The sequence below is a fragment of the Micromonospora sp. NPDC049114 genome, from assembly GCF_040648635.1.
In the GTDB taxonomy this organism is placed as follows: Bacteria; Actinomycetota; Actinomycetes; order Mycobacteriales; family Micromonosporaceae; genus Micromonospora.
In genome coordinates this window covers 148,264-173,095 of sequence record NZ_JBEZEA010000003.1, presented here as the reverse complement: position 1 = coordinate 173,095, position 24,832 = coordinate 148,264, and the positions used below count along the sequence as shown (strand labels likewise).

Below are 24,832 nucleotides of genomic sequence, written 5' to 3'. Positions count from 1 at the left end.
GGTTGCTCTCCTAGGTGAGGAAGTTCTTCAGCTCGACGACGAGCTTGCGGATGTGACCGGAGATGACCGGGGTGCCCTGGTCCTTCAAGCGTTGCCGGAACCAGGGGTTGACGCTCTGCTGCCCGGAGCTGCTGACCGAGCCGACCGGAATGACCTTGACGCCGGAACGGTGTACGGCCTGGAGCCCGTCGAACACCGCCTGGTGGTTGACCTCGTAGAAGTCGGAGATCCACACCAGCACCGTGTTCTTCGGCTCGGCGATCTTGGGCCGGGCCAGCGTCAGCGCCGCCGTGCCGTCGGTGCCGCCGCCCAACTGGGTACGCAGCAGCACCTCGAACGGGTCGTGCACCCACGGGGTGAGGTCCAGTGCCCGGGTGTCGTACGCGACGAGGTGCACGTCGACCTTCGGCAGCCCGGCGAAGATCGAGGCGAGGATCGTGCAGTTGACCATCGCGTCGACCATCGAACCGGACTGGTCGACAACGACGATGAGCCGGGACGGCGTCGTACGCCGCGCGGTGTGCCGGTAGTAGAGCCGGTCGACGTAGAGCCGCTCGTCGTCCGGGCTCCAGTTGGTCAGGTTCTGCCAGATGGTCCGGTCGAGGTCCAGGTTGCGGAACACCCGCTTGGGCGGCACCGACCGGTCCAGTGCGCCGACACTTGTCTGTTGCACCTGCGTGCGGAGCACCTCGGCGACCTCGTCGACGAAGCGCCGGATCAGCGCCTTCGCGTTGGCCAGCGCCACCCCGGACAGGTTGGCCTTGTCGCGCAGCAACTGCTCGATCAGCGACATGCTCGGGGTCAGCTGGCTGGCCAGCGCGGGATCGGCGAGCACCTCCCGCAGGTGCATCCGCCGGACCAGGTCACCCTCCAGCCCGGCCAGGGTGCCGCCCAGCCCGCCGCCCTGGCGGCGCAGCTCCCCGGGCTCGCACCCGAGGGCCTGCTCGAACCAGCCGGCGTCGGACTGCCAGCGGGCCAGTTGGGTGGCGCTGACCGGACCGGAGCCAGTGGCGAACACGTTCAGCAGCACCTTCGACACCAGCGCCGCCCGGCGCACCTCGGCCGCACCCGGCCGGTAGGTCGCGCTGTCGTCCTCCGACCCACCCGGCCCGGCGCCCTCCGGCCCGGCGGCGTGCGCCTCGGCGCCCTCCGGCCCGGCGGTATCCGGACCGGCGGCGGCGTGCGCCTCGGCGGCGGCCGGGGCTTCGCTGGCGGAAGGCCGCGCTTCGCCGGCGTCCGGCGGGGCGTCGGCGGAGGTGAGCAGGCCGCGCAGCTCCGCCGCGAGCGCCGGGAAGCGCTGCACGATGGTGTCCACCGAGACCGACGGGTCCAGCAGGGCGGCGGGCAGCCCGAGGTCGTCGACAACTGCCACGCTCGCCGACTCCAGGCCGGGCTGCTCGTCGCGGTCGAAGAGGCGGGACAGCAGCCGCCAGTAGAGGACCTGACGGCGGTTGGCGTCGGCGTAACCGCCGGTGGGGATCGGCGCGGTCATCGGCGCAGCAACCGTCCCGCGCGCTCGCGCAGAACGGCCACGGCATCGCCTGCCCGGGCCTCCTCCTTGGCGACCTTCGGATCGGTGACGCCGCAGGCCCAGTCGCCGTTGTGTGCCTGCACCGTCCGCCGCTTCACGGTGGCCCGGACCGCCAGCGGCTGGAGCAGCCAGCGGCCGTCGTCCCAGCGCAGGAGGCCCAGGCAGGCCGACGCGGCGGCGACCAGGGCGGCGGTCAGCGGGCCGGCGGCGGGAAGCCGGTCGACGGCGAGCGCCACCCGTTCGCCGTCCACCTCGATGCCGAGCGTGCCGTCCTCGTCGCGGCTCGCGGGGCCCTCGACGAGCACCGGCTCGGCGATGCCCGTCGGGTGCCGGTCGAGCGGGTCGGTAGCGGCCGTGCTCGCGGCGGGCAACAGCACGCGGGCGGTGGCGAACGGGTCGGCGGGCTCGTCGAGCTGGACCCGGTCGTCGACCCAGCCCAGGTCGCCGCCGCGCAGCGGCAGGTCGGTCACGACCAGCGCCCGCCGCTCGGCCAGCGCGGTGAGCAGCAGCGGGTGTGCCGACAGCAGCCGCCAGATCGCCGGCCCGACGATCGTGTCGACCTTCGCGGCGGCGACCGCCGTGCGGACCAGCAGCACCGGCCCGCCGTCCGCCGGCTCCAGGACGCCGTGCAGCTGGACCTGCATGGCGGTGTCGTGACTGTGCACGTCCACACCGAGCGGCAACAGCCGCCCGGAGACCGCCGTCGTCTCGCCGGTCGACGGTGCGCCCTCGGTGAGCAGGACGCCCCGGGCCCACAGGTCGGCCCAGCGGCGGGCCGGCACCTGCGCCATGGTGGCGACCGGCACGCAGGCCCGCAGCTCCGCCGCGAGACCGTCGAGCAGCACTGCGATCCGGCGCAGCTCCGGAACGGCCAGGCTGGCCTCAACGACCCCGGCGGCTGCGGAGAGCAGCTCGTGGTCGACGCCACGCCAGCCGGTGACCGCCACCTCGTGCCACCACGCCCGCGCTCCCGCGAGCGCGGGCGGCGTCTCGGCGGGCCTGCTGGTCGGCGTCGTCCACGGCGACCGGGTGCGGCCCACCGCCTCGTCGAGCTGCCCGAGCAGGGCGTCGTGTGCCGCGCCGAGCAGCGCCGAGCGCGCCCCGGCGAGCGCGGCGAGGTGCTCCGGGGCGACCGACCCGGCGGTGACCGCGTCGACCGCTGCGGTCACCGGGTCACCCAGTGGGGTGCCGGCCAGCGCGTCGGCGAGCGCGGCGAGCGCCGCGGCGCCCCGTTCGCCGATCCGACCGAAGCCGTCGGCGAGGGCGTCGTCGAAGCCCGCGACCACGTCGAGCGCGTCGCTCAACCCGGCCGGGACCGCGTGCAGGCGCGCGACCTGGGCCCCGCGCATCAGCGGCCCGCCCCGGTGGCCGGGAACCAGTGCAGCTCGGGCAGCGCGACAGTGCTGACGGGCAGCTCCAGGTAGGCCAGGTGGCGCAGGAAGCGGCTGAACACCACCGCCGCCGAGGCCGGCTCGGGCTGGCCGTCGAGCCGGGACAGCAGCCCGCTGCCGTCGGCCACTCCGTCGCCGACGTCGACCCGCAGGTAGCGGGCCACCCGGTCGACGCCGTACTGCAGGACGGCCTCGTCGGCGAGCGCGTGCAGGTGCTTGCACGGGATGCCGCGCAGGCCGCCGCAGGGCCGGTTGTTGTTGGTGCTGCACTGGTAGGCGTGGGTGCCGGCGGCGACCGACGAGACGTAGACCCGCTCGACGTCCGATCCGCTGGAGACCACGCCCTGCAACCGCCCGTCGGCAAGCTCGACGAAGGGCACCTTGGCCAGCTTGCGGGGGCGGGCCGGCGGCACCACCGCCACCACGCTGCGCCGCCGCCAGTCGGCTCCGTCGGCGTTCGTCACGTCACGGCCTCCCACATCGAGAAGAATCCAGGATGGTGCGCACGCCGGCCGGTGCCGGTGCCGCTACGACGACACGATCATGGACTACGGGTACGACAGGTCCGGTGGCGGCGCCGGTCCCGCGAACCGTTCGGCGCAGCCACCACGGCGTTCGGCTCGTGGCCGTGCCGGGCCGGGTCCGGAGCACCTGGCTGATAGTCGATCATCGATGGATCGGTTCGGATGTGGTCGCCGTTGGGGCGGACGGCGTGCCACGACGGTCCCGAACGACCCACGAGGAGAGGGATCAACCATGCGAGGGAACGCACGACGGGCCGCCGCCGCGGCCTTCGGGCTCGCACTGGGTGCCGTACTGGCGCTGGCCCAGGTCGCACCCGCTCAGGCCGAGTCGAACGGCGGGGTACGCGTGCTGCCGCTCGGCGACTCGATCACCGACGGCTTCAACGTGCCCGGCGGGTACCGCGTCAACCTGTGGCAGCGGTTGGCCGGCGGCGGCTACACAGTCGACTTCGTCGGCTCGCAGTTCAACGGGCCGGCCAGCCTCGGTGACCACGACCACGAGGGCCACTCGGGCTGGCGCATCGACCAGCTCGACGCCAACATCGTCACCTGGTTGCGTGCCACCGACCCGCGGACGGTCCTGTTGCACATCGGCACCAACGACATGAACCAGAACTACGACCTGGCCAACGCGCCGGCCCGGCTCTCCGCGCTGATCGACAAGATCAGGGCGACCGCGCCCGAGGCCGAACTCTTCGTCGCCACCATCGTCCCGGAGTCCGACCCGAATCTTGAGGCCCGGGTGCGGACGTACAACGCGGCCATCCCCGGGATCGTGGCGCAGAAGGGCAGCCGGGTGCACCTGGTCGACATGCACGAGGCGTTGAGCACGGCCGATCTCGCCGACGGCGTCCACCCCAACGCCGGCGGGTACGACAAGATGGCCGCCCGCTGGTACGACGCGCTGCGCTCGGTGCCGGGCAGCCTCGTCCCACCGGGCGCTCCGCCGGTCGGCACCCCGGTCGGCCTGGTCAACCCCAACTCCGGGCGTTGCCTGGACGTCTCCGGCGCCAGCACCACCGCCGGCGCCCCGGTCATCATCTGGGACTGTCACGGCGCCGCCAACCAGCGTTGGACCCGCACCGCCGCCGGGGAGCTGCGGGTCTACGGTGACCGCTGCCTGGACGTGCCGGGCGGCGCGAGCGCCGACGGCACCAGGGTGCAGATCTGGACCTGCAACGGCGGCGCCGCCCAACGGTTCACCTTCCGATCCGACGGGGCGATCATGCTGACCAGCGTCGGCAAGTGCGTCGATGTGGCATCGGCCGGCACGGCCAACGCGACAGCCGTCCAGCTCTGGACCTGCAACGGCGGCGGCGCGCAGCGCTGGTCCACGAGGTAGCGGTCCGGCGCCGGTCCACCTCGTGCCCCGGTGGACCGGCGCCCGCTCCTTTGCGCCCGGTCGGCCGCGCGGATGTCGTCGGGTCCGCGCGGATCGTCGCCGCCGCTGGTCGCGATCGGCCAGGATGGGCGGGGCGGCCGGGCCACGGCCGCGGCGAGGAGGCGGGCGATGCGGGTACGCGGCTGGGTGGACCGGGGGCGGTACGCCCGCGCGGCGGCGACACTGGCGGCTCTCGTCGCCGGCGCGGTGCCGCTGGCCGCGGTGCAGTCGCCGGGTCCGGCGGTCGCCGGCGCGGCGTCGGCCGGGGTGAGCGTGTGCCAGGTCCGCGACGACCGGCTCACCGAGATCTCCGGGATGGTCGCCACCGACGACGGGTACGTCGTGGTCAACGACGGCGCCGACGACGAGGCCCGCCTCCGGATCTTCTTCCTGGACCGGCGCTGCGCGGTGGAGCGGACGGTCAGCTACCCCTCCCGGCCCCGCGACACCGAGGACCTGGCCCTCGGCCGGGACGGCACCATCTGGGTGGCCGACACCGGTGACAACGACCGCAACCGCGAGACGATCGCGCTGTGGCGGCTCGCGCCGGGGGCGGACCAGCCGGTGCTGTACCGGATGAAATACCCGGACAATCCGCACGACGCCGAGGCGCTGCTGCTCGACGCGGCCGGCCGGCCGTTGATCATCACGAAGGGCGGCAGCGGCACCGTCGTGCTGTACTCGCCGACCACCGCGCTGAAGCCGGGGGCCACCACACCGCTGGCCTCGGTCGGCCGGGTGGTCCTCCCGTCCAGCACCACCAGCAACCCGTTCTCGTTCCTCGGGCGGGGCGTCGTCACCGGGGCGGCGAACGCGCCGGACGGCCGCCGGGTGGTGCTGCGGACCTACGCCGACGCGTTCGAGTACGACGTGACCGGCGGTGACGTGGTCGCCGCGCTGACCGGCGGCACCCCACGGGTCATGCCGCTGCCCGACGAGCCGCAGGGCGAGTCGGTCACCTACAGCCGCGACGGCAGGTCCCTGCTCACCGTCTCCGAGTCCGCCGACCAGCCGGCCGGCAGCCGCCCGACGATCCTGCGGTATCCGGCCCCGACGGCGACGGCCGCCGCCCCGCACCCGGCGGAGTCCACCACGGCGGCGCCGCCGTCGTCCCCGCCGGCCCGCCCGGCGGCACAGGCGGCCGGCATCGGGGGCGGTCGGGCCTGGCCGCTGGCCGCCGGCGCCGGGACGCTGCTGGCACTGTTCGCCGTGGCCGGGGTGCTGTGGCGGCGGCACACCGACCGACGCTGACGGACGGCGGCGTGCGCGCCACGGTGTGCGGGCGGGCGTCGCGTCGCGAGCCGCAGGGCCGGCGCGCTGCGGCAGGATGGGCGGATGTCCGTGCTGTCCGAGCTGCGCCACCCGATCGTCGCCGCGCCGATGGCCGGCGGCCCGTCCACCCCGGCCCTCGTGTCGGCCGTATCCGCCGTCGGCGGGCTGGGCTTCCTGGCCGCCGGCATGATCGACACCGTGCGGCTGGTAGCCGACATCGCCGAGGTGCGCGCGCGTACCGACCGGCCGTTCGGGGTCAACGTCTTCCTGCCCGGCGACGACACGGTCGACGAGGCCGCCGTCGGGGAGTACGCGCGGCGGCTCGCCCCGCAGGCCGACCGCTTCGGGGTGCGGTTGGGCGAGCCGGTGGGCGGCGACGACGCGTACCCGCAGAAGCTGGCCGCGCTTCTCGCGGACCCGGTCCCGGTGGTGTCCTTCGCGTTCGGGCTGCCCGACCGTGCCGTGGTGGCCGCCCTGCGGGAGCGCGGCACCGAGGTGTGGGCCACTGTCACCGGCCCGGCCGCCGCCACGGCCGCCGCCGAGCTGGGCGTGGACGCCGTCGTGGTGCAGGGCACCGAGGCCGGTGGGCACCGGGGCGGGATGCCGGACGACGACGACTACGCGCTGTTGCCGCTGCTCCGGCTGGCCGCGGCGCGGTGTGACCGGCCGTTGGTGGCCGCCGGTGGCATCGCCGACGGCCCCGCTCTGGCGGCGGCGCTGGCCGCCGGGGCGCAGGCCGCCCAACTCGGCACCATGTTCCTGCGCTGCCCGGAGGCGGGCAGCTCACCCCTGCACCGCGCGGCGGTGGCCAGCGCCGCGCCGACCGCGTTGACCCGGGCCTACACCGGCAAGCGGGCCCGCGGCGTGGTCAACGAATTCCTGCGTACGCACGACGCCGTCGCGCCGGCCGGCTACCCGCAGGTGCTGCACCTGACCCGTCCGCTGCTCGCCGCCGCCCGGCGCGATGGCGACGCCTCGGTGGTGAACCTGTGGGCCGGGCAGGCGCACCCGCTCGCCCGGGACGTACCGGCGGCCGAGCTGGTCGTCGAGGTCAGCGCCGCCGCCCGGGCCGCGCTGACAGTGGCGGCGCAACGGGCGACCCGCTGGGGCTGACCAGGCGACCTGTCGTCGATCCGGGCGGGCGGAACGGCCCGGACGCGCAACCCGTTAGAGTCTCGCCGTGATCGAGATCGGCGCGGACGTCGACCTGTCCCACCCACCCGACCGGGTCTGGCTCGCTCTGACGGATCGAGAGCTGCTCGGCCGCTGGTTCGCCGAGGCGGACATGGTGGAGGGGGTGCCGGACCGGCTGCTGCTGCACACGGCCGGCCTGCCCGGCTTCGACACCGACGTCGAGGTCGAGGTGACCGAGCGGCGGGTGCCGGAGCTGCTGGTGTTGCGCTGCGACGAGGCCGGTCGGCTCACCGAGCTGACCTGCGCCGTCACCGCCACCAAGCAGGGCAGCCGGTTGACCGTGCGGGAGGTCCCGACCCACGGTTCGTGGTCGGACGAGCAGCACGGGCCACGCGAACAGCAGCTCCGGCAGGCGTTGACCGTGCGCCTGCCGGCCATCCTCGACTGGCTCGCGTTCCAGCAGGTCGATCTGCGGCGTGGCGTCGCGGGGATGACCACCGAGCTGCCGGTGCTCGGCGCGTCCGGCCCGGCGCCGTCCCGGCGTCGCCGTCGTGCGGCGGTCGCCGGACTGGCCGCGGTCGTGCTGGCGGCAGGGCTGGCGGCGTGGCTGACGCTGCCGGGGGAGCCGGAGCACTCCGCCGCGCCGACTCCCACCTCGACGCCCACGCCGACGACGCCGCCGAGCATGGCGGCGGCGGCGCCGACCGCGCAGCCGACTGTGACACCGTCGGCGCGACCGTCGCGCAGCGTCACGCCGACCACCGCCCGTCCGAGCCGCACCCCGTCGGCGACGCCGTCGCGTACGCCGACTGCGGCGGTGCCACCGCCCCCACCGCCGCTGGCGGCCCGCTACGACACCGACTCGAGCCGGCTGTTCGGCTACACGGGGGAGGTGGTGGTCGACAACCCGGGCCCCGCGCCCGCGGAGCAGTGGGTGGTGGTGCTGACCCTCGCCGAGGGCAGCAGCGTCGACGACGTCGAGGGAGCGGACTGGCGTCAGGACGGGCAGGCCATCACCTTCAGCGGCCTGGCCGTGCCCGCCGGCGGTTCGCGGACGATCCGGTTCGACGTCCGCGACAGTCGGCCGAAGGCCAGGGAGCCGGAGGGCTGCACGGTGGGCGGCAACCCGTGCGCGGGGCTCTGACTAGGCTCCTGAAGCATGGCACTGCTGCACCGGGCGACACTGCGCCCCACCAAGCTCGAACTGCTGACGACCTGGCTGCCCGACCGACAGTGGTGGCAGGGGCCGGCCGGCGTCGACGTCGTGAGTCGGGGGGCGTACCGCTTCGACGACCCGGCCGGCGAGGTCGGCATCGAGACCATACTGGTCGCCGCCGGTGACTCCCCGGTCCACCAGGTCCCGCTCACCTACCGCGCCGAGCCCCTGCGCGACGCCGACGAGTGGCTGGTCGGCACGACCGACCACTCGGCGCTCGGCCGCCGGTGGGTGTACGACGGCTGCGCCGACCCGGTCTACGCGGCGGCGCTGACCCACGCCATCCTGGCCGGCGCCGGGCAGGCGGAGCAGTACTTCGAGGTCGACGGCCGGCGCGAGGTGCGACCGCCGACGATGGCGATCGACGTCAGCGGCGACGGTGGGGCGGTGCCGGCGATCGGCGCCGTCCGGCAGGTCGTCGACGACGTCGACACGGTCATCGTCACCGACGCGGTGGAGCTGGTCGTGGTCCGCCGGCCGGCCGCCGGGGCGGTCGGGGCGCAGGGCGCCATCCTGAGTGGCGCCTGGGACGGGCAGCCGACGACCGTGCCGCTGGCGTACGCCCGGAGGCGGTGACTGCGGTGGGCGGCCCGAGCGATCGGGCCGCCCACCGCGTTCACCACTGGGCCGGAGGCGGCGGTGGTGCCACCGGCGGCCGGTCGTCGCAGGTGATGGTGTTGGGCAGCAGCCACGGGGCGAGCCAGCCGCCGTCGTTGCCGCCCAGGTCGGTGAGGGTGAATTCCGACCCGGCGGGGGTGAAGTGGAACGACCCGCAGTTGTTCACGCCCACCGCTCCCACGTTGCGGGCGTCCACGTTGGCGAACGAGGCCGATCCGGCCGAGCGGGCGCTGAGCACCGACGTGCCGGTGCCGTCGACCCGGACGTCGCGGAAGCGCACGTTCGTGATCGAGTAGAGGTCCTTCACCGGCCAGTCGCTGACCAGCATGATCGCGTTGTAGGTGCTGTCCAGGTACGCGTCGCCGGTCACCTCGACGTTCGCGTCGATGCTGCGGTCCAGCGCGAACATCCAGATGGCGCCGAGCCCGATGTTCCAGTTCAGCTCGTACGTCCCGGCGCGGGCTGTGGTGTTGGCGGTGAACCGCAGGTAGCCGGCGAACGGTTCCGCGCCGAAGCGCGCCCCGGCGTGCAGCCCGCTGCCCTCGCGGACCGGGTCGGCGACGAGGTTGTTGGAGACGGTGGTGTCGGTGCCGCCGTAGATGGCAATGCCGTTGGCGAGCGTCGGTGACTGCACGGTGTTGTGGTCGAACGTGTTGCGGGCGTTTGCCGTCTTCTCCGACCACATCGCCAGGCCGTCGTCACCCGTGTTGCGCACGAAGGTGTGCGCGACGAGGGAGTCGGTCACGCCGGTGTGGAAGTTGAGCGCGTCGGCGATCTGGTCGACGACGATGGTGTTGGTGACGCGGACGTTGCGCATCGGCCCGTCGAACCACAGACCCGCCTTGGTGTGCCGCAGGTGCAGCCCGTCGATCGTGGAGTCACTCATCGCACCACCGATCGCGTTGACCTGGTCGGTGTCGATGCGCTCGCGTACGTCGCCCTCGATGGCGAAGCCGGAGAGATGCACGTTCCGGCTGCCACCGTCGGCGGCGTCGCGGCCGTAGAAGCCGACGCCGGTGTGCACCGAGCCGTCCGGCGCGGGCGTGGACAGGGCCACCTCGCGGCCCTTGAAGACCGTGTACCAGTTGCCCGCACCCTCGATGGTCACGTCGTCGACGATGATGTGCCGGTTGACCTGGTACGTCCCCGGCGGGACGTAGACCTTCAGGTGGGTACGCCGGGCGAAGGCGACGGCCTTGTCCAGGGCGTCGGCGGAGTCCCGGCGACCGGTGGGGTCGGCGCCGAACGCCAGCACGTTCGCGGCGAGCAGCCGTACGCGCGGCGGTGCGACCAGTTCGGAGTCGAGCAGGTCGATGACCGTCCACGCGGCGGCGCTGCCGGCCGGCGCGGTGAGCCGGACCGTGTCGCCGGCCCGGTAGGTGCGCCCGAGCAGCAGCCGCTGTTCGTCGTAGAAGTGGGTGGGCCGGAACGGCGTGCTGATGCTCGGGTACGGCGTGGTGGCCGACGGCACGCACTGGCACTCGGTGATCCACCAGTCCGGGTGCAGCAGCCCGGCCTGCGGGTCGTTGGTGAACGGGTACTGGTTGTAGAGCCACGAGTACTGCGAGGTCAGCGTCATGGTGTGGACGTTCCTGCCGTTGACGGCCACCCGCAGCGGCGCGGTGATCCCGCCGCCGGCGGGCGCGTCCGGGATGCTGTACCGAACGGTGATCCCGTTCGCCGCGCTGGGCAGGACGAACTCGACGTACTCGCCGGGGGTGAGCCGGACGGCGCGGCGGCCGGACGCCTCGGCGGGCAGCGTGTAGGCGGACCGGTCGGGGCCGATGACCTCGCCGTTGGTCCGGGCGTTCTCGGCCTCCTGTTCGACGAAGTCGACGTCGGCCCCGCGTCCGGCGACCAGCGCCGGGTCGAGCGCCGCCCGGGTGACGACCGGCTGTGCGCCGGACGAGCCGGGTGGGCCGGCGGCGGCCACTGTGGGCCCGGCGACCAGCACGGCGAGGCCGGTCGCGAACGCGACGGCGGTGGCGACCGGGCGGCCCGGGCGTCCCCGTGCCGGCAGGATGCTGCGAAACATCGGTGACCCTCCTGGTGGGGTGGTGGTGGAGGTCCGCCCGGCGTACCCCCGGACGCCCGACATTGATCGTCATGATGCAGCACCGCACATCGCACTGCAAGACAACAATCGAAGATTGAAAAGAGCCGACTATAAGGCCGCAAGAAATGGACGGTTGGCGAGTTGAGGTGTCGCGCGTCGCGTGCGCCCTGACCACCCCGGCCGGCGTAGGCTGAGCCGCGTGGATCAAGAAGACCGGATCGCACTGTTCCTCGACTACGAGAACCTGGCGTTGGGGGCCCGCGACCACCGTGGCGGCGCGGACTTCGACTTCCGGCCGATCGCCGACGCGCTGGCCGAGCGGGGGCGGGTCGTGGTGCGCCGGGCGTACGCCGACTGGTCGTACTTCGACGAGGACCGCCGGATGCTCACCCGGTCCCACGTCGAGCTCATCGAGATCCCGCAGCGCATGGGCGCGTCCCGCAAGAACGCCGCCGACATCAAGATGGCCGTCGACGCGATCGAGCTGGCGTTCGAGCGCGACTACATCTCCACCTTCGTCATCTGCAGCGGCGACAGCGACTTCACACCCCTGGTCCACAAGCTCCGCGAACTGAACAAGCGGGTCATCGGCGTCGGGGTCGAGGGGTCCACGTCGGCGCTGCTGCCCCCGGCGTGCGACGAGTTCCTCTACTACGACCGGCTGGAGGGTGTGGACATCCCGCCCACCCGCAGCCGGCGCGGTCGCCCGACCCGGCAACCCGGCCCCGACCAGCGTCCGCCCGAGCCGGAACAGCAGCGCGAACAGGAACACGAGCAGGAGGCCGAGGGGCGGCCAGCGGGTGAGGAGCCCGGCCGGGACGTGGACGCCCTCGCCGTACAGGTGGCCCAGACGGTGGCCGGGTTGCAGGGCAGCGCGAGTGGCGAGGTGACCGCCTCCCGGCTCAAGCGCACCCTGCTGCGCAAGGACCCGACGTTCAGCGAGTCCGACTACGGCTTCCGTACCTTCGGTGAGCTGCTGCGCCACCTCGCCGAGCACAACGTGATCGACCTGGCCGAGGGGCCCGCGAAGGGCGACCCCGAGGTGTCCCTGCCCGAGCACGGCGACCGGGAGGTCGCCTTCGGGCTGCTCCGGGGCGTGGTGGGTGAGCTCGGCAGCGCCGGGAATCCGGTCGCGCTCTCCGGTCTGAAGAACCAGCTGCGCCGGGCCCGCCCCGACTTCAGCGAGAAGAAGCTCGGCTACCGCAGCTTCCTGCAGTTCTGCAAGGCCGCCGCCACCAGCGGCGCGGTCGACCTGCGGTGGAGCCCGGAGGCCGACGACTACCTGCTCAGCGCCCAGGGGTGAGCGACCGCCTCCGGTAAGCCCCCCGGCCATCGACAGCTGTCGAGCGGAAGTGCCGGGACTGCCCATAGGGTGGACGGCAGGGCTGCCCCGAGGGCGAGGTGACGGTCGGCATGTCGGGACGTGGCGAATGGACACTCGTCGGCCGCGACGACGAGCTGAAGACCATCGAGGACGTCGTGTCGGCGCGGGCGCCCGGCCTGGTGCTGGTCGGCGACGCCGGGGTGGGCAAGACGCGGCTGTTGCGCGAGGCGCTGGCGCGGGCCGCCGAGAACGGCGTGGAGTGTCACTGGGTCTCCGCGACCGGCGCGGCCCGCTCCATCCCGTTCGGGGCGGTCTCGCACCTCATTCCCGCGCCCAAGCGTCCGCGCGTCGACCCGATGGGCCTGGTCGTCACGGTGGAGCGCGACTTCGCCCGCCGCAGCGCCGGCCGCCCCGTCATGATCGGCATCGACGACGCGCACCTGCTCGACGAACCGTCCGCCGGGCTGCTGCACCAACTCGCCGTACACGGCCTGGCGGTGGCGGTGGCGACGGTCCGCGCGGGTGAACCACTCTCCGACGCTCTCACCTCACTGTGGACCGGCTCGGGCCGGCGGCTGGAGGTACGCCCCCTGCCCGCCACCGCCGTGGACCACCTGCTCGACGAGGCGGCGCCGGGGCCGCTCGACGCGCTCAGCCGCCGCCGGCTGCGCCAGCTCGCCGACGGCAACCCGCTGCTGCTGCGGGAGCTGCTCGCCGATGCGCTGGACACCGGCGGGCTGCGGGAGTCGCGAGGCGTCTGGCGGTGGCGCGGCACCGCGTCGGGCAGCCCTCGGCTGGCCGAGCTGGTCAGCGCCCGGCAGCGCGCCCTGGAACCGGCCGCCCGTCAGGTGCTGGAGGTGGTCGCCTGCGGTGAACCGCTCTCGCTCGCCCTGCTGGAACGGTTCGTCGATCCGGCCGCCATCGAGGCGGCCGAGCGCAGCGGCATGGTGGTCGCGGAGCGCTCCGGCGCGCGGACCGCGCTGCGGATGGCCCATCCGCTCTACGGCGAGGCGCTGCGCGCGAGCATGCCCGCCAGCCGGTCGCGCACCGTCTTCGGGCAGCTCGCCGACGTGCTGGCGAGCATGCCGCTGCGCCGCCGCGACGACGCGCTGGTCGCCGGCGTGTGGCAACTGCGCTCGGGCAGCGTCCGGCATCCGGGCATCGCGCTGGCCGCCGCTCGGCAGGCCATCGACCGGTTCGACATCGACCTGGCCGAGCGGCTGGCCCGCACGGCGTACGACGCCGGGCAGGGCTGGGAGGCGCAGTGGCTGCTGGCCCGGGTGCTGCAGTACCAGGCGCGCAGCCAGGAGGCGTTCGACATGCTGCCACCGGCGCCGCCGCCGGGCAGCAAACACCTCGCCATCTGGGCGATCACCCGGGCCGGGCTGCTCTACTGGGGTCTGGACCGGATCGACGAGGCGCACGAGACGCTGCGGATGGTGCCGGCGGGCTCGCCCGGGTACGACCTGGCCGAGGCCACCCGGTCGTGGGTGCTGTTCTACGACGGCCGCTGCGAGGCGGCGCTGGCGGTGGGCCAGGCCGTGCTGGCCCGGGCCGACACCGGCGTGCGGGCGGCCAGTTGGGCGACAATGGGCGCCGCCTCGGCGGCCGGGATGCTCGGCCGGCTCGGGCTCGCGGCGGAGCTGGCCCACAAGGGCCGGGCGGTGCTCGCCGCCGAGCCCGAGCACCTGCCCTGGAACGAGGCGCAGGTCGGGCTGGGGCTCTGCTACGCCCGGTACGCCGCCGGCGAGCTGGCCGGTGCCGTCGAGCTGGCCGACGAGGGCTACCGCGCGGCGGTGGCCAGCGACGCGCGGGGGATGGTCGCCGTGTGGGCCGGGTTCCGGGGGATCATCGCCAAGTCGCAGGGGCAGCTCGACAGCGCTGAAGCCGACCTGCGCGAGGCCGTCGCCCTGGTCGAGGAGAACGACCAGTACCACCTGGTGCGGACGTACTGGGCCGAGCTGGCCGGCGTCCGGGCCCTGGCCGGCGACCTGCCCGGCGCCCGCCGCTGGCTGGCCGCGGCGGACGCGCGGGAGCGGACCGCGAACCGGATCTTCCACCCGTGGGTGGAACTGAACCGCGCCTGGGTGCAGGTGGCCGAGGGGGATCTCACCGCCGCCATCCGCACCGCCCGGAATGCCGCCGACCTGGCCCGGGGCAGCGAACAGCCCACGATCGAGGCGGTGGCGCTCTACGAGTGCGCGCGGCTGGGCGCACCGGAGCCGGTGCGGGACCGGCTGACCGCCCTCGCGGACCGGCTCGGCGGGCTCGCGTCGACCCTCGCCACCGCTGCCGACGGTCTGCTCCGCGACGACGGACCGACCCTGGAGGCGGCCGTGGACGACCTCGTCGCCCGCGGCCACACCCTGCTCGCCGCCGAGGCGCTGGGCGCCGCCGCCCGGGCGTACGCCCGCCGTGGTCGACCCCGGCTGGCGGTGGCGCAGCGAGCGGCGACGCTGGCCCGTGCCTGCCACGGCGTCCGCACACCACTGCTCGCCGCTACCGCTCCGGGCGCGGAGCAGGCGACGCTGACCCGCCGCGAACGGGACGTCGCGTTGCTCGCGGTCGACCTGTCCAGCCGCAGCATCGCCGACCGACTCGGGTTGTCGGTCAACACCGTCAACAACAACCTGGCCCGCGTCTTCACCAAACTGGGCGTGCGCAACCGCCGGGAGCTGGCAGTCGTGCTCGGCCACGAGCGGCCGGACGTACGGGCTGCGGGTCACCGCGAGCGATCCAGCCTCGACAGTAGGTAAGGGCGACTGATCTACCGGGTTACCGCACACCTTTCTACCGTGCGGTAACACACCTACCGGTGCACTCAGTCCCTGGAGGACGGCATGAGCCAACTGGATCCAAGCGGACCACCAGGACAGCGACCCACCAGGTCGTTCCACGTCCACAATGTTCTGTTCGCCGCCACGGTGGCGGTGGCGGTCGCCATGGTCACCGCGGTCGTCGCTCCGGCAGCCGGCGGCGCCTCGCCCACCCCGGTGAGCGCCACACCCGCCGCGGTGTCGTACGACGCGCCGCCCTGCACCCGGGAGCTGGAGGGCACGACCTGGCTGCTCGACCCGTGCGTCAAGGCGGGCGGGAAACTTCCGGTGGAGGTCGAGGCGCGACTCGCGCAGATCCGTACCCAGAACGCGGCTGCCGCCGCCGACTGCCCGGACCCGAGCGGTTCGCCGTCGGCCTCGGCGTCGGCGACGCCGACCCGGCAGACCCGGCCGCCGATGACGGCCCAGCCTGTCGCGCAGCGGGCTCCCGCCGCGACCGCGACCGCCCCCACCTCGACGGCGTCGCCCACCGGTTCACCCTCCTCAACGGCGTCGCCCACCGGCTCGCCCTGCCCCTCGGGCAGCGCGTCCCCCTCCGGGAGCGCGTCCCCGTCGGGTAGCTCATCCCCGTCGGGCAGTTCGTCGCCCTCGGGTAGCGCGTCTCCGTCGGGTAGCTCATCCCCGTCGGGTAGCGCGTCGCCCTCGGGTAGCTCGTCGCCGTCCGGTAGTACATCGCCCTCGGGTAGCGCGTCTCCGTCGGGTAGTTCCTCCCCGTCGGGTAGCGCGTCGCCTTCGGGCAGTTCGTCGCCCTCGGGTAGCGCGTCTCCGTCGGGTAGCTCGTCGCCGTCGGGCAGCGCCTCACCCAGCGGCTCGTCGTCACCCAGCAACCCGCCCGACCCGACCGACGGGCCGCCCTGGCCCACCGGCGGGCCGACCTCGCCGCCGCCCCCGCCGCCGACCGGCTGCCCGCAGGTCAACGGCAACCCCACACTGGTGGACGCCAACAAGGACCGTATCCGCTGCCGGGAGGTGCAGACCGTCGAGGACGACACCGTCCTGACCCTCACCGGGGACTCGATCAGCTCGTCGCACCACCAGTTCGGCTTCGGCGTGGGGCCTGGCTGCCCGATGACCTCGTTCGACGACCGGGGGATGCCCGGCAACAACGGCGTCTACAGCTACGGCCGGCGCTACTTCGACATGGACGGCAGCATCGTCGACTACGACAACTACGCGCGCACCGGGTACGGCACCGGCGACATCATCGCCGGTCGCGCCGGCCCCGACGCCTGCGGCAACGGATGGGGGCGCGTGGCCAGCCCGCTCGGCCTCGCCACCGCGCGCATCGCCAAGGCCAAGGCGGACGGGCACAACGCGTACCACGCCACCACCGGTGGGGTGAACAACACCAACTGGACCACCGTCCTGACCCGGCTGGGCATGTGCCGGGGCCTGGAGTTCGCGGCAGAGGCCCTGGACCCGTACGGCGTGTTCCGCTTCGAGTGGGCGGCCGTCGGCGGCAAGCAGGGCATCGTCACCAACGGCGGTGGTTGCAACTTCTGGCTCGACCTGCCGGTCGGCGAGGACTACTACATCAACATCGGGGTGCCGCGTTACAACGGCCCCGCGCAGTACGCCGGCATCACCGCAGACGCCACCACCATCGTCAACTCCCTGCTGGGCGCCGGCGCGGACAAGGTGGTGTGGATGCTGTACTACGACATCACCCCGGCGAACATCGACGTCGGCCAGTACGGCTGGGCCAAGCTCAAGTCGCTGCTGCCCACCGGATTGCAGTCCTACCTGCCCTCGGCGCCGGTGTCGACGCTGCAACCGCTCATCGATCCGCTCTGGGTGGGCACCGTGCGGGGTGTGATCAGCGACCTCAACTGGGCCATCCAGCTCGGGGTCCCGTTCGACCCGGCCGTGCGGGTGGCGTTCGCGCCGCCGTTCACTCCGGGTGACATCCAGATCACCGCAGAGGGTGGGTCGCCGCATCCCAGTCCCTCTGGGCAGGACAAGTTGGCCAGCACCCTGGCTGGCGTGCTCAGCGGTATGTGACGGGGACCTGATTCATCGCTCAGGACGGGGAGGAATCGCCGATGCGGTTCCTCCCCGTCGCCCGCACAGGTGGAACTGTGTCTGAGTTGCGGCTATTAATGCGGTATATGCTCACCTGCGCCGTACCCCCAGCACGAAAATTGCTATACGGTCGGCGAATGAAGGTGGAGGAACACTGGTGGAACGGTGACACGACCCCGCGCGGGCGCCGGGACGTGTATATCCGTACTGACGGGCAGGGTTGGGAGGTCCGCGCCCAGATCGGTGGGGCGTCGGGTCGTGAGCGGGTGCAGCAGTGCCCCAGCCGGGCCTCGGCGGCCATCCTCGCCGACGCCTGGCGCGGTACGCACCCATCCTGGCGCGAGCTGAAGCAGCGCTGATCCGGCACCGGGCCGGGCCGGCAACGCTCCTGGGCTCCCGCCCGGTGCGCTCCCCGGCCCGCCCGGTGTTCGACTCACCCCCCGACCGTCAGCGCGTCCCCCGGTAGCTGTCGGCGATGGCGGTCCGGCTCGTGAGTCACTGCTTCTGGAACATGACCGAGGCGACGTCTGCCACGAATGCCGACGCCCAATCGAGCTGGGGACAGTTGTCGCGGATCCGATGGAAGGTGCCGAACGAAGGAACCTTCACATGCCCATACCAACCAGCGGATACCGCGAGGTGGCCGAGGACCTCGCCGCACGCATCAGAAGCGGGGAGTACGCACCGGGTGAGCGGTTGCCCACCTACAACGAACTCTCCGCTATCTACGACGTCAGCGTGACCACGGTCCAGAGGGCGGTCATCGTTCTGCAGACCCGTGGTCTCGTGGTGGGTCTTCAGGGCCGCGGCCTGTGGGTCGCAGAAGAGTTGCCAGCCTGACCAGCGCCGCCCCGCGCGTGCACCACCGCCGGAGTGGAGCGGCCGGTGGCCGGGTCCGCCGAGCGCTTTCCGTGTTCCCCGCGGCAGGCCGGGTACACGGGGGCGGTCCGCGCCCGATGGAGGTCGCCCATGTCGCAGGGTCCCGACGAGGAGAACCCCAGGCTCGACGAGGAGATCCGGGAGGCCGAGCGCCGGCTCGCCGACCTCGCCGCCTCGTCGGACGACGCGCTGACCGACGACGACGCCCGCGTGCCGGACGATGCCCCCTCCGAGCAGGAACCGGAGTAGGGCCTGTCCGGCACCAAGAACCGGACAGGCCCCGTGTTCCGGGACGGGCTCAGCGCTTGAACGTGAAGGTGAAGTCGCCGGAGAGCTTGCCGCTCAGGCGGACCGCCGAAACGATCTTCCCTTCCTCGCTCAGCCTGTCGACCTCGGCTCGGGAGAGACCGAAGCCCTCGGCGATCAGTCGCGCGGGCCGGACCGGGATTCGTGCGCCGAAGCGGACCGCGACGTCGACCATCTCGCGGTCCAGGTGCGCCGATCCGTTGGTGTCGAGACGCCAGCGGCCGTCCCAGTCCAGGACGAACCGGTTGCGACGCTGCACGCCCGGCTCCTGAAGCAGTTCGGCGATCAGGCGACTGTCGTTGTCGTGCAACCGGTCGAGCAACTCGGGTCGGATGGTGCGGACCGTCGTCCGTTCCAGGACCGTGAGCTTCACCGTGTCCCCGCACCCGACGCAGAGGGCGAGGAGCCAGATGTCGATGAGCTTGTTGTTGGCGTTGACGCGGAACTTGCCGCTCGGCCGAAGGTACGGGGACGCGCACACGTGGCAGCGGCGGCGAATGATGGGCAGGCAGGTGGGCACGACGGCCCATTGTGAGAGCACAGAGGTACACCGGTTTCAGTGAGAAGTCCGCAGCAAAAAGGAGCGCGGCGCACAGGCGCGACGCGCGTATCAGCGCTCGGGAGGTCTCACAGGGTGTACAACGGGACGTCCTCGCCTCGACGACAGGTTGAGGCAGGACGCTAACGGCGCGAGCGCCGCCACTCCACCGGTTTTCTCAGGCGGTCGGGACCGGCAGCACCACGCCGTCGGCGGCCGACCGGTGCGCCAGCTCGATCAGCTCGACCGTGGCGACCGAGTCGCGCGGGTCCACCGGCATCGGCGTGCCGTCGCGCAGCGCCGCCGCCACCTGGGCGTAGAAGCTCTGGTACGCCCCGGGCAGGGTAGGCGTCGGACGCAGGTCACCGTCGACGCCGAGCAGGCCGTACCGCTCCGGCGGGACCTCGCCCCAGCCGGGCTGGTCGGGTCGGCCGCCGTCGTGCAGCGCCGCTTCCTGCACGTCCAGCCCGTAGGTCGTGTAGCCGGCCCGGTCGCCCAGCACCCGCAGGCGCGGGCCGAGCTGGGCGGTGATCGCCCCCATCCACAGGTGCGAGTGCACGCCGTTGGCGTGGGTCAGCGCCACGAACGCGTCGTCGTCGACCTCGGCGCCCGCGCGGCGGCGGTCGACCTCGGCGTAGACCCGATCGACCGCGCCGAAGAGCTGCACGGCCTGGTCGATGAGGTGCGCGCCCAGATCGAACAGGGCGCCGCCGGCCTCCTCGGTGCCGGCGAGCTCCCGCCAGCCCGGCTTGATCGCCGGGCGGAACCGCTCGAACCGGGACTCGAAGCGCAGCACCCGCCCCAGCTCGCCCCGCTCGACGAGCCCGCGGGCGGTCAGGAAGTCGCCGTCCCAGCGCCGATTCTGGAACACCGTCAGCGGAACGCCGAGACGGTCGGCCTCCTCGACCAGCGCCCGGGCGTCGGCGGCGGTGGGGGCCAGGGGCTTGTCGACGACGACCGGCAGGCCGGCCGCGAGGGCCGCCCGCGCCATCGGCACGTGCTGCCGGTTTGGCGTCGCGACCACGACCAGGTCCAGATCCTCGGGTGTACGCCACAGCTCGTCGGCGTCGTCGACCAGGCGGGCGTCCGGGAAGTGCTGGTGCGCCTGCTCGCGCCGTTGCGGATCGCGCGTCACGATGGCGTCCAGCCGCAGCCCGGGTGTCGCGGCGATCAGCGGCGCGTGGAACACCCGACCCGCCAACCCGTACCCGAGCAGACCGACCCGCAGCGCCTCCGCCATGCCGTACTCCCATCTCCTGGCCCGCGCCCTGGACCGGCGGCGGTGCCGGTGCTCGAATCTACGCCGCGCGCGGTCGGGCCTGATCCGGGCCCGCCGCACGTCAGCCCACCGGGTCGGCGCGCAGATAGGTGAGCACGGCGAGCACCCGGCGGTTGGTGTCGTCGCTGGGTGGCAGGTCGAGCTTGAGCAGGATGTTGCCGACGTGCTTTCCGACGGCGGCCTCGGTGACGTGCAGCCGGCCGGCGATCGAGGCGTTGGAGCGGCCCTCGGCCAGCAGCGCCAGCACCTCCCGCTCCCGGCCGGAGAGCGCGGCGAGCGGGTCGCGGGGGCGGTGCAGCAGTTGCCGCACCACGTCCGGGTCGATGGCGGTGCCGCCGCCGGTGACCCGGCGCAGCGTGTCGACGAACTCGGTCACCTCGGCCACCCGGTCCTTGAGCAGGTAGCCGACCCGCTGGCCGTCGCCGCTGTCCAGCAGCGCCGCCGCGTACCCCGTCTGCACGAACTGGCTCAGGACCACCACCGGCAGGCCGGGACGCTCGGCGCGCAGCGCGACGGCCGCGCGCAGCCCGTCGTCCCGCCGACCGGGTGGCATCCGGATGTCGGTGAGCACCAGATCGGGTCGGTGGGTGCGGGCCGCCTCCAGCAACTCCGGCGCGGACCCGACGGCGGCGCACACCGTGAAGTCGAAGCGGGTCAGCAGCGCGACCAGGCCCTCGCGCAGCAGCACCTCGTCCTCGGCGAGCACCACCCGGGTCAGCGGCGACATGGCAGCTCCACCCGGACCAGCGTAGGCCCGCCGGGCGGGCTGGCCAGCAGCAGCCGCCCGTCGGCGGCGGCGACCCGGTCGGCGAGACCGGTCAGGCCGGTGCCCCGGGCCGGGTCGGCGCCGCCGCGCCCGTCGTCGGACACCTCGACCACCAGGTCACCGCCGGCCCGGGACAGGCGCACCTCGGCGCGGGTCGCCCCGGCGTGCCGGGCCACGTTGCTCAACGCCTCCGACACCACGAAGTACGCGGTGGTCTCGACGATCTCCGGCAGCGCCCCGTCGACGTCGGCGTGCACGGTGACCGCGACGGGCGCCGCGTCGGCCAGCTCGCGTACGGCCCCGGCGAGACCGAGGTCGGTGAGGCTCTGCGGCCGGATGCCGTGCACCAACTGCCGCAACATCACCATCAGCCCGCGCGCCTGGTCGTGCGCCACGGCGAGCGGCCGGGCGGCGGGGGAGTCCTCGGGTACGTCCAGCCGGGCCAGGCCCAGTTGCAGGGTGAGGCTGGTCAGCCGGGGCTGCGCGCCGTCGTGCAGGTCCCGCTCGATGCGGCGCCTTTCCGCCTCGTACGCGCCGACCAGCCGGGTGCGGGAGCGGGCGACCTCACGCAGCGCCGCCGCGTCGACCGGCGAGCCCAGCGCCCACCGCGCCACGGCGGCCTGACCGGCGGCGAGCAGCCCGACCCCGTAACAGAGCACCGGGAGGAGCAGCACTCCCACGACCGCGTACGGGATGGCTTGGCCGGTGCTCTCGATCGGCCGCCAGATCACGACCGGGTCGGAGTCCCCGGCCAGCCAGGGGCTGGTGACCATCCCGATGTCGAGCAGCACCAGCACCAGGAACACCCAGTACGCGACAGGCACGAAACCGCCCAGCCAGAAGAGGTACGCGACCTCCCGCCAGCCGGCCGCCGTGCGGTAGCGGGCGGCGAGGCCCGGCCACGGTGACGCGGGCAGCGGTCGGCCGTCCACGAGGCTGAGCCGCCACCGTTCGACGGCGGCCACCGGGAAGCTCACGATCGGCGCGAGGGCCACCAGGGTGAGGCTGCCGACGGCCAGGAACAGCATCAGCGGTATCTCCGGCGGCCTGTCGTGCAGTCGCAGCGCGTTGGCGGCGGCCAGAAGGGGTGCGCCGATGACGAGCAGTCCGACGCTGAGCACGCCGGCGATCGGCACGGTGCTCACCAGGTAGGCCAGCGCGCGCCAGGGCCAGGCGGAGATCAACCAGTCGCGTCGGCGCAGCGTCGCGGCCAGGTGGCGGGGGTGTTCCGAGGTCATGCCGCAGACGCTAATCGCCGGTCAGCGGGCGCCCCAGCCGTCCAGATCCCCTTTGCGGGGTATGCCCAGCACTACCGGCCGAGCGGGTGTGCGGGGTCCGGAAACGGGAAGAACGCGCCGTCACGCGATTTGTGTGACACCGGTGGCGGCGGCTGGAGAGACATTGGGTGCCAGAACCTTCGTGGTGGTCGGCGGTACCAGCGGGCTGGGCCTCGCGGTGGCCCGGCTGCTCGTCGACGAGCACCGGGTCGTGGTGTTCGGCGACGTGCCGGCCGAGGTCGCCGCGACTACCGACGAGCTGGGGTGCGACGGCGCGGTCTGCGACGTCTCCTCCCACGAGCAGGTCCGGGACGCGTTCGCCGAGGTGGTGGGGCGCTACGGCACCGTCGACGGAGTGGCGGCGTGCGCGTCGATGTGGGCGGGCGGTGACCTCGGGGACCTGTCCGTGGAGCACATCCGGCGGGCCGTGGAGATCAACGTCCTGGGTACGACGTACCTGCTGCGGGAGGCGCTGGCGCACCTGCACCGGCAGGACTACGGGAACGTGGTCTACATCGGCGCGATGGCGCTCGCGGCGCCCCGGCCCGGCATCCCGGTCTACCGGGCGACCAAGAGCTACGGCAGCAGCCTCGTCGAGTCACTGGCCCAGGCCCAGCACAGCAACCGCGTCAAGGTGATGCAGTTGCACCCCGGGCCGATGCCGACCCGCTTGCAGGAACGCGTCGGCGCGGAGTTCCTCGACGAGGTGTACGCCCTGCCCGAGCAGGTCGCCACCGAGGTCGTCCGGCTCCTGCTGCTGCAACCCGACGACCTCTACGTCTCCGGCGAGCGCGTGTTGCGCGCGGACGGGCGGTGGTGACGGCGGCAGCCGGACCGGGGGACCGTCCGGCCTCCGCGTGGGCGCCCCTGCGCGGCGCCGTCTACCGCAATCTCTGGCTGGCCCTGCTCGCCGCGAACATCGGCACCTGGATGCAGACCGTCGGCGCGCAGTGGCTGCTGATCCACCACTCCAACGCCTCCACGCTGGTGGCGCTGGTGCAGACCGCCAGCCTGCTGCCGGTGCTGCTGCTGGCGCTGCCCGCCGGGGTGCTGGCCGACAGCTTCGACCGCCGGCACCTGCTGATCGCCGTGCAGCTGTTCCTGGTGGCGGTGGCGGTGGCGTTGACCCTGCTCACCCTGACCGACCGGATGCCGCCGGCCCTGCTGCTCACCCTCACCTTCGCGTTCGGGGTCGGGCAGGCGCTCACCCTGCCGGCCTGGTCGGCGGTGATTCCGGAGCTGGTGCCGCAGGAGCAGCTGCGGTCGGCGTCGGCGCTCGGGTCGATCAGCGTGAACGTGGCGCGGGCGGTGGGGCCGGCGGTGGCCGGTGTGCTGATCGCCCGGACCGGCGTCGCCCCGGTCTTCGGGCTCAACGCGGTGGCGTTCGCCATCTTCGCGGCCGCACTGTGGCGCTGGCGGCCGGGCACCGCCCGCGCCGTCGAGGTGCCCGAGCGGTTCACCGCCGCGCTGCGGGCCGGCAGCCGCTACGTACGCCACTCGCCGATCGTGCGCCGGCTGCTGCGCCGCGCGCTGGTCTTCGTGATCCCGGCCAGCGCGCTGTGGGCGCTGCTGCCGCTGGTGGCGGCCCGGCGGCTCGATCTGGGCTCCGGCGGGTACGGGTTGCTGCTGGCCGCCCTCGGGGTGGGCGCCATCGCCGGCGGTGTGCTGCTGGCCGTGATCCGCACCCGGCTGTCGGCCAACCAGCTCCTGCTGGTCGCCGGCGCGCTGTTCACAGTCGCGCTGGCGGTGGTCGGCACCGTACGGGTGGTGCCGCTGGTGCTGCTCGCCCTGCTGCCGGCCGGGATGGCCTGGGTGACGGTGCTGGCCAACGTCAACGCCGAGATGCAGCTCTTTTTGCCGAGCTGGGTACGGGCCCGGGGGCTCGCCGTCTACCAGGTGTGTTTCGCCGGCGGGCAGGCCGTCGGCGCCCTCGTGTGGGGTCTGGTGGCCGACATGGGCGGACTGGTCGTCGCCTACCTCGCGGCGGCGGCGTTGATGTTCGTCGGGACCGTGACGAGCCGGATCTGGCCGCTGCCGGACCTGCGCTCGGTGAACCGCGAACCGTCGGCCTACTGGCCGCAGCTGCATCTTGCGCACGAGCCGGACCCGGGCGTGGGACCGGTGCTGGTGACGGTGCAGTACACGGTCCGGCCGGAGCGCACGGGTCCGTTCCTCGCGGCCATGGACGTGGTGCGCGGCGCCCGCCAGCGCACCGGCGCGATGCGCTGGGGGCTGTTCCGACCGGCCGAGACGACGGACCGGTTCGTCGAGGTGTACCTGGTGCCGTCCTGGGACGAGCACCTGCGCCAGCACGGTGGCCGGTTGACGGGTGAGGACCGCGAGGCCGAGGCACGGGCCCGGGAGCTGACCGACGGCGCCCCGGAGGTGCGCCACCTCGTGCCGGCCGCCGCCGGGCCGGCGCTGAGCGACGACCGCGAAGGACTCTGATCTCCGTACGCCCCATCTCGTGGGCGATTTCTT

General features: G+C 73.6%; 21 protein-coding genes and 2 pseudogenes. 13 read left to right on the top strand and 10 right to left on the bottom strand.

Annotation, left to right across the window (positions count from 1 at the left end; all coding sequences use genetic code 11):
* Nucleotides 1-10 precede the first annotated feature (10 nt).
* The 4 genes and pseudogenes from AB0B39_RS13700 to AB0B39_RS13685 all read right to left on the bottom strand — a co-directional run.
* Nucleotides 11-1,093 (bottom strand): annotated as a pseudogene (locus AB0B39_RS13700) (VWA domain-containing protein); the annotation flags it as partial.
* A 153-nt stretch (nt 1,094-1,246) separates the two neighbouring features.
* Nucleotides 1,247-1,492, bottom strand: a pseudogene (locus AB0B39_RS13695) (VWA containing CoxE family protein); the annotation flags it as partial.
* Nucleotides 1,489-2,880 (bottom strand): hypothetical protein, encoded by a 1,392-nt coding sequence (locus tag AB0B39_RS13690; RefSeq protein WP_357574462.1) that lies wholly within the window; start codon nt 2,878-2,880, stop codon nt 1,489-1,491. The pseudogene AB0B39_RS13695 and the gene AB0B39_RS13690, both read right to left, overlap by 4 nt.
* Nucleotides 2,880-3,347, bottom strand: a complete 468-nt coding sequence (locus tag AB0B39_RS13685) for a hypothetical protein (RefSeq protein WP_234582301.1) — start codon at nt 3,345-3,347, stop codon at nt 2,880-2,882. The genes AB0B39_RS13690 and AB0B39_RS13685 overlap by 1 nt, the downstream gene beginning before the upstream one ends.
* Before the next feature lie 331 nt (nt 3,348-3,678).
* On the opposite strand from AB0B39_RS13685, the gene AB0B39_RS13680 reads away from it, so the two are divergent.
* The 5 genes from AB0B39_RS13680 (at nt 3,679) to AB0B39_RS13660 (ending at nt 9,025) form a co-directional block, all read left to right on the top strand.
* On the top strand, nt 3,679-4,788 hold the full coding sequence (locus AB0B39_RS13680) for a lectin (RefSeq protein ID WP_357495191.1): 1,110 nt from the start codon (nt 3,679-3,681) through the stop codon (nt 4,786-4,788).
* Nucleotides 4,789-4,956: 168 nt separating this feature from the next.
* On the top strand, nt 4,957-6,078 hold the full coding sequence (locus AB0B39_RS13675; RefSeq protein WP_357574461.1) for a hypothetical protein: 1,122 nt from the start codon (nt 4,957-4,959) through the stop codon (nt 6,076-6,078).
* Nucleotides 6,079-6,162: 84 nt separating this feature from the next.
* On the top strand, nt 6,163-7,212 hold the full coding sequence (locus tag AB0B39_RS13670) for a nitronate monooxygenase (protein ID WP_357574460.1): 1,050 nt from the start codon (nt 6,163-6,165) through the stop codon (nt 7,210-7,212).
* Nucleotides 7,213-7,279: 67 nt separating this feature from the next.
* Nucleotides 7,280-8,377: an SRPBCC domain-containing protein gene (locus tag AB0B39_RS13665; protein WP_357574459.1), complete on the top strand. Its 1,098-nt coding sequence runs from the start codon at nt 7,280-7,282 to the stop codon at nt 8,375-8,377.
* A gap of 15 nt (nt 8,378-8,392) precedes the next feature.
* The gene (locus AB0B39_RS13660; protein ID WP_357574458.1) at nt 8,393-9,025 is read left to right on the top strand and encodes a hypothetical protein; all 633 of its coding nucleotides are present in this window, start codon (nt 8,393-8,395) and stop codon (nt 9,023-9,025) included.
* A gap of 40 nt (nt 9,026-9,065) precedes the next feature.
* On the opposite strand, the gene AB0B39_RS13655 is transcribed toward AB0B39_RS13660, so the two are convergent.
* Nucleotides 9,066-11,102: a glycosyl hydrolase family 28-related protein gene (locus AB0B39_RS13655; RefSeq protein ID WP_357574457.1), complete on the bottom strand. Its 2,037-nt coding sequence runs from the start codon at nt 11,100-11,102 to the stop codon at nt 9,066-9,068.
* A gap of 220 nt (nt 11,103-11,322) precedes the next feature.
* Here AB0B39_RS13655 and AB0B39_RS13650 point away from each other — a divergent pair, with 220 nt between their 5' ends.
* Nucleotides 11,323-12,426 carry an NYN domain-containing protein gene (locus tag AB0B39_RS13650; protein ID WP_357574456.1) on the top strand — a complete coding sequence of 368 codons (1,104 nt, stop codon included), beginning with the start codon at nt 11,323-11,325 and terminating at the stop codon, nt 12,424-12,426.
* 110 nt (nt 12,427-12,536) lie between these two features.
* Nucleotides 12,537-15,203, top strand: coding sequence for an AAA family ATPase (locus AB0B39_RS13645; RefSeq protein ID WP_357574455.1), 2,667 nt, complete (start codon nt 12,537-12,539; stop codon nt 15,201-15,203).
* A gap of 65 nt (nt 15,204-15,268) precedes the next feature.
* Here AB0B39_RS13645 and AB0B39_RS13640 read toward each other — a convergent pair whose 3' ends face one another.
* Nucleotides 15,269-16,228 (bottom strand): hypothetical protein, encoded by a 960-nt coding sequence (locus AB0B39_RS13640; protein WP_357574454.1) that lies wholly within the window; start codon nt 16,226-16,228, stop codon nt 15,269-15,271.
* Here AB0B39_RS13640 and AB0B39_RS13635 point away from each other — a divergent pair.
* The 4 genes from AB0B39_RS13635 to AB0B39_RS13620 all read left to right on the top strand — a co-directional run bounded on the left by AB0B39_RS13635 (nt 16,218) and on the right by AB0B39_RS13620 (nt 18,434).
* Nucleotides 16,218-17,285, top strand: a complete 1,068-nt coding sequence (locus AB0B39_RS13635; protein WP_234582257.1) for a hypothetical protein — start codon at nt 16,218-16,220, stop codon at nt 17,283-17,285. The two genes, AB0B39_RS13640 and AB0B39_RS13635, sit on opposite strands and share 11 nt — an antisense overlap.
* A 158-nt stretch (nt 17,286-17,443) precedes the next feature.
* Complete coding sequence (locus tag AB0B39_RS13630) at nt 17,444-17,665, top strand: hypothetical protein (protein WP_030335934.1); 222 nt, start codon at nt 17,444-17,446, stop codon at nt 17,663-17,665.
* A gap of 250 nt (nt 17,666-17,915) precedes the next feature.
* Nucleotides 17,916-18,146: a winged helix-turn-helix domain-containing protein gene (locus AB0B39_RS13625; RefSeq protein WP_357574453.1), complete on the top strand. Its 231-nt coding sequence runs from the start codon at nt 17,916-17,918 to the stop codon at nt 18,144-18,146.
* Between the two features lie 129 nt (nt 18,147-18,275).
* Nucleotides 18,276-18,434, top strand: coding sequence for a hypothetical protein (locus tag AB0B39_RS13620; protein ID WP_234582256.1), 159 nt, complete (start codon nt 18,276-18,278; stop codon nt 18,432-18,434).
* A 49-nt stretch (nt 18,435-18,483) separates the two neighbouring features.
* On the opposite strand, the gene AB0B39_RS13615 is transcribed toward AB0B39_RS13620, so the two are convergent.
* The 4 genes from AB0B39_RS13615 to AB0B39_RS13600 all read right to left on the bottom strand — a co-directional run bounded on the left by AB0B39_RS13615 (nt 18,484) and on the right by AB0B39_RS13600 (nt 22,312).
* Nucleotides 18,484-19,011, bottom strand: a complete 528-nt coding sequence (locus AB0B39_RS13615) for a DUF1062 domain-containing protein (protein WP_357574452.1) — start codon at nt 19,009-19,011, stop codon at nt 18,484-18,486.
* Between the two features lie 196 nt (nt 19,012-19,207).
* Nucleotides 19,208-20,269, bottom strand: coding sequence for a Gfo/Idh/MocA family oxidoreductase (locus tag AB0B39_RS13610; protein ID WP_357574451.1), 1,062 nt, complete (start codon nt 20,267-20,269; stop codon nt 19,208-19,210).
* 100 nt (nt 20,270-20,369) lie between these two features.
* Nucleotides 20,370-21,035, bottom strand: coding sequence for a response regulator transcription factor (locus tag AB0B39_RS13605; protein ID WP_357574450.1), 666 nt, complete (start codon nt 21,033-21,035; stop codon nt 20,370-20,372).
* Nucleotides 21,023-22,312: a sensor histidine kinase gene (locus AB0B39_RS13600; protein WP_357495167.1), complete on the bottom strand. Its 1,290-nt coding sequence runs from the start codon at nt 22,310-22,312 to the stop codon at nt 21,023-21,025. Before AB0B39_RS13600 ends, AB0B39_RS13605 begins: the two co-directional genes overlap by 13 nt.
* A gap of 163 nt (nt 22,313-22,475) precedes the next feature.
* Between AB0B39_RS13600 and AB0B39_RS13595 the strand changes: the two genes are divergently transcribed.
* Nucleotides 22,476-23,171 carry an SDR family oxidoreductase gene (locus AB0B39_RS13595; RefSeq protein WP_357574449.1) on the top strand — a complete coding sequence of 232 codons (696 nt, stop codon included), beginning with the start codon at nt 22,476-22,478 and terminating at the stop codon, nt 23,169-23,171.
* Nucleotides 23,165-24,799, top strand: coding sequence for an MFS transporter (locus AB0B39_RS13590; RefSeq protein ID WP_357495163.1), 1,635 nt, complete (start codon nt 23,165-23,167; stop codon nt 24,797-24,799). Before AB0B39_RS13595 ends, AB0B39_RS13590 begins: the two co-directional genes overlap by 7 nt.
* Nucleotides 24,800-24,832 lie beyond the last annotated feature (33 nt).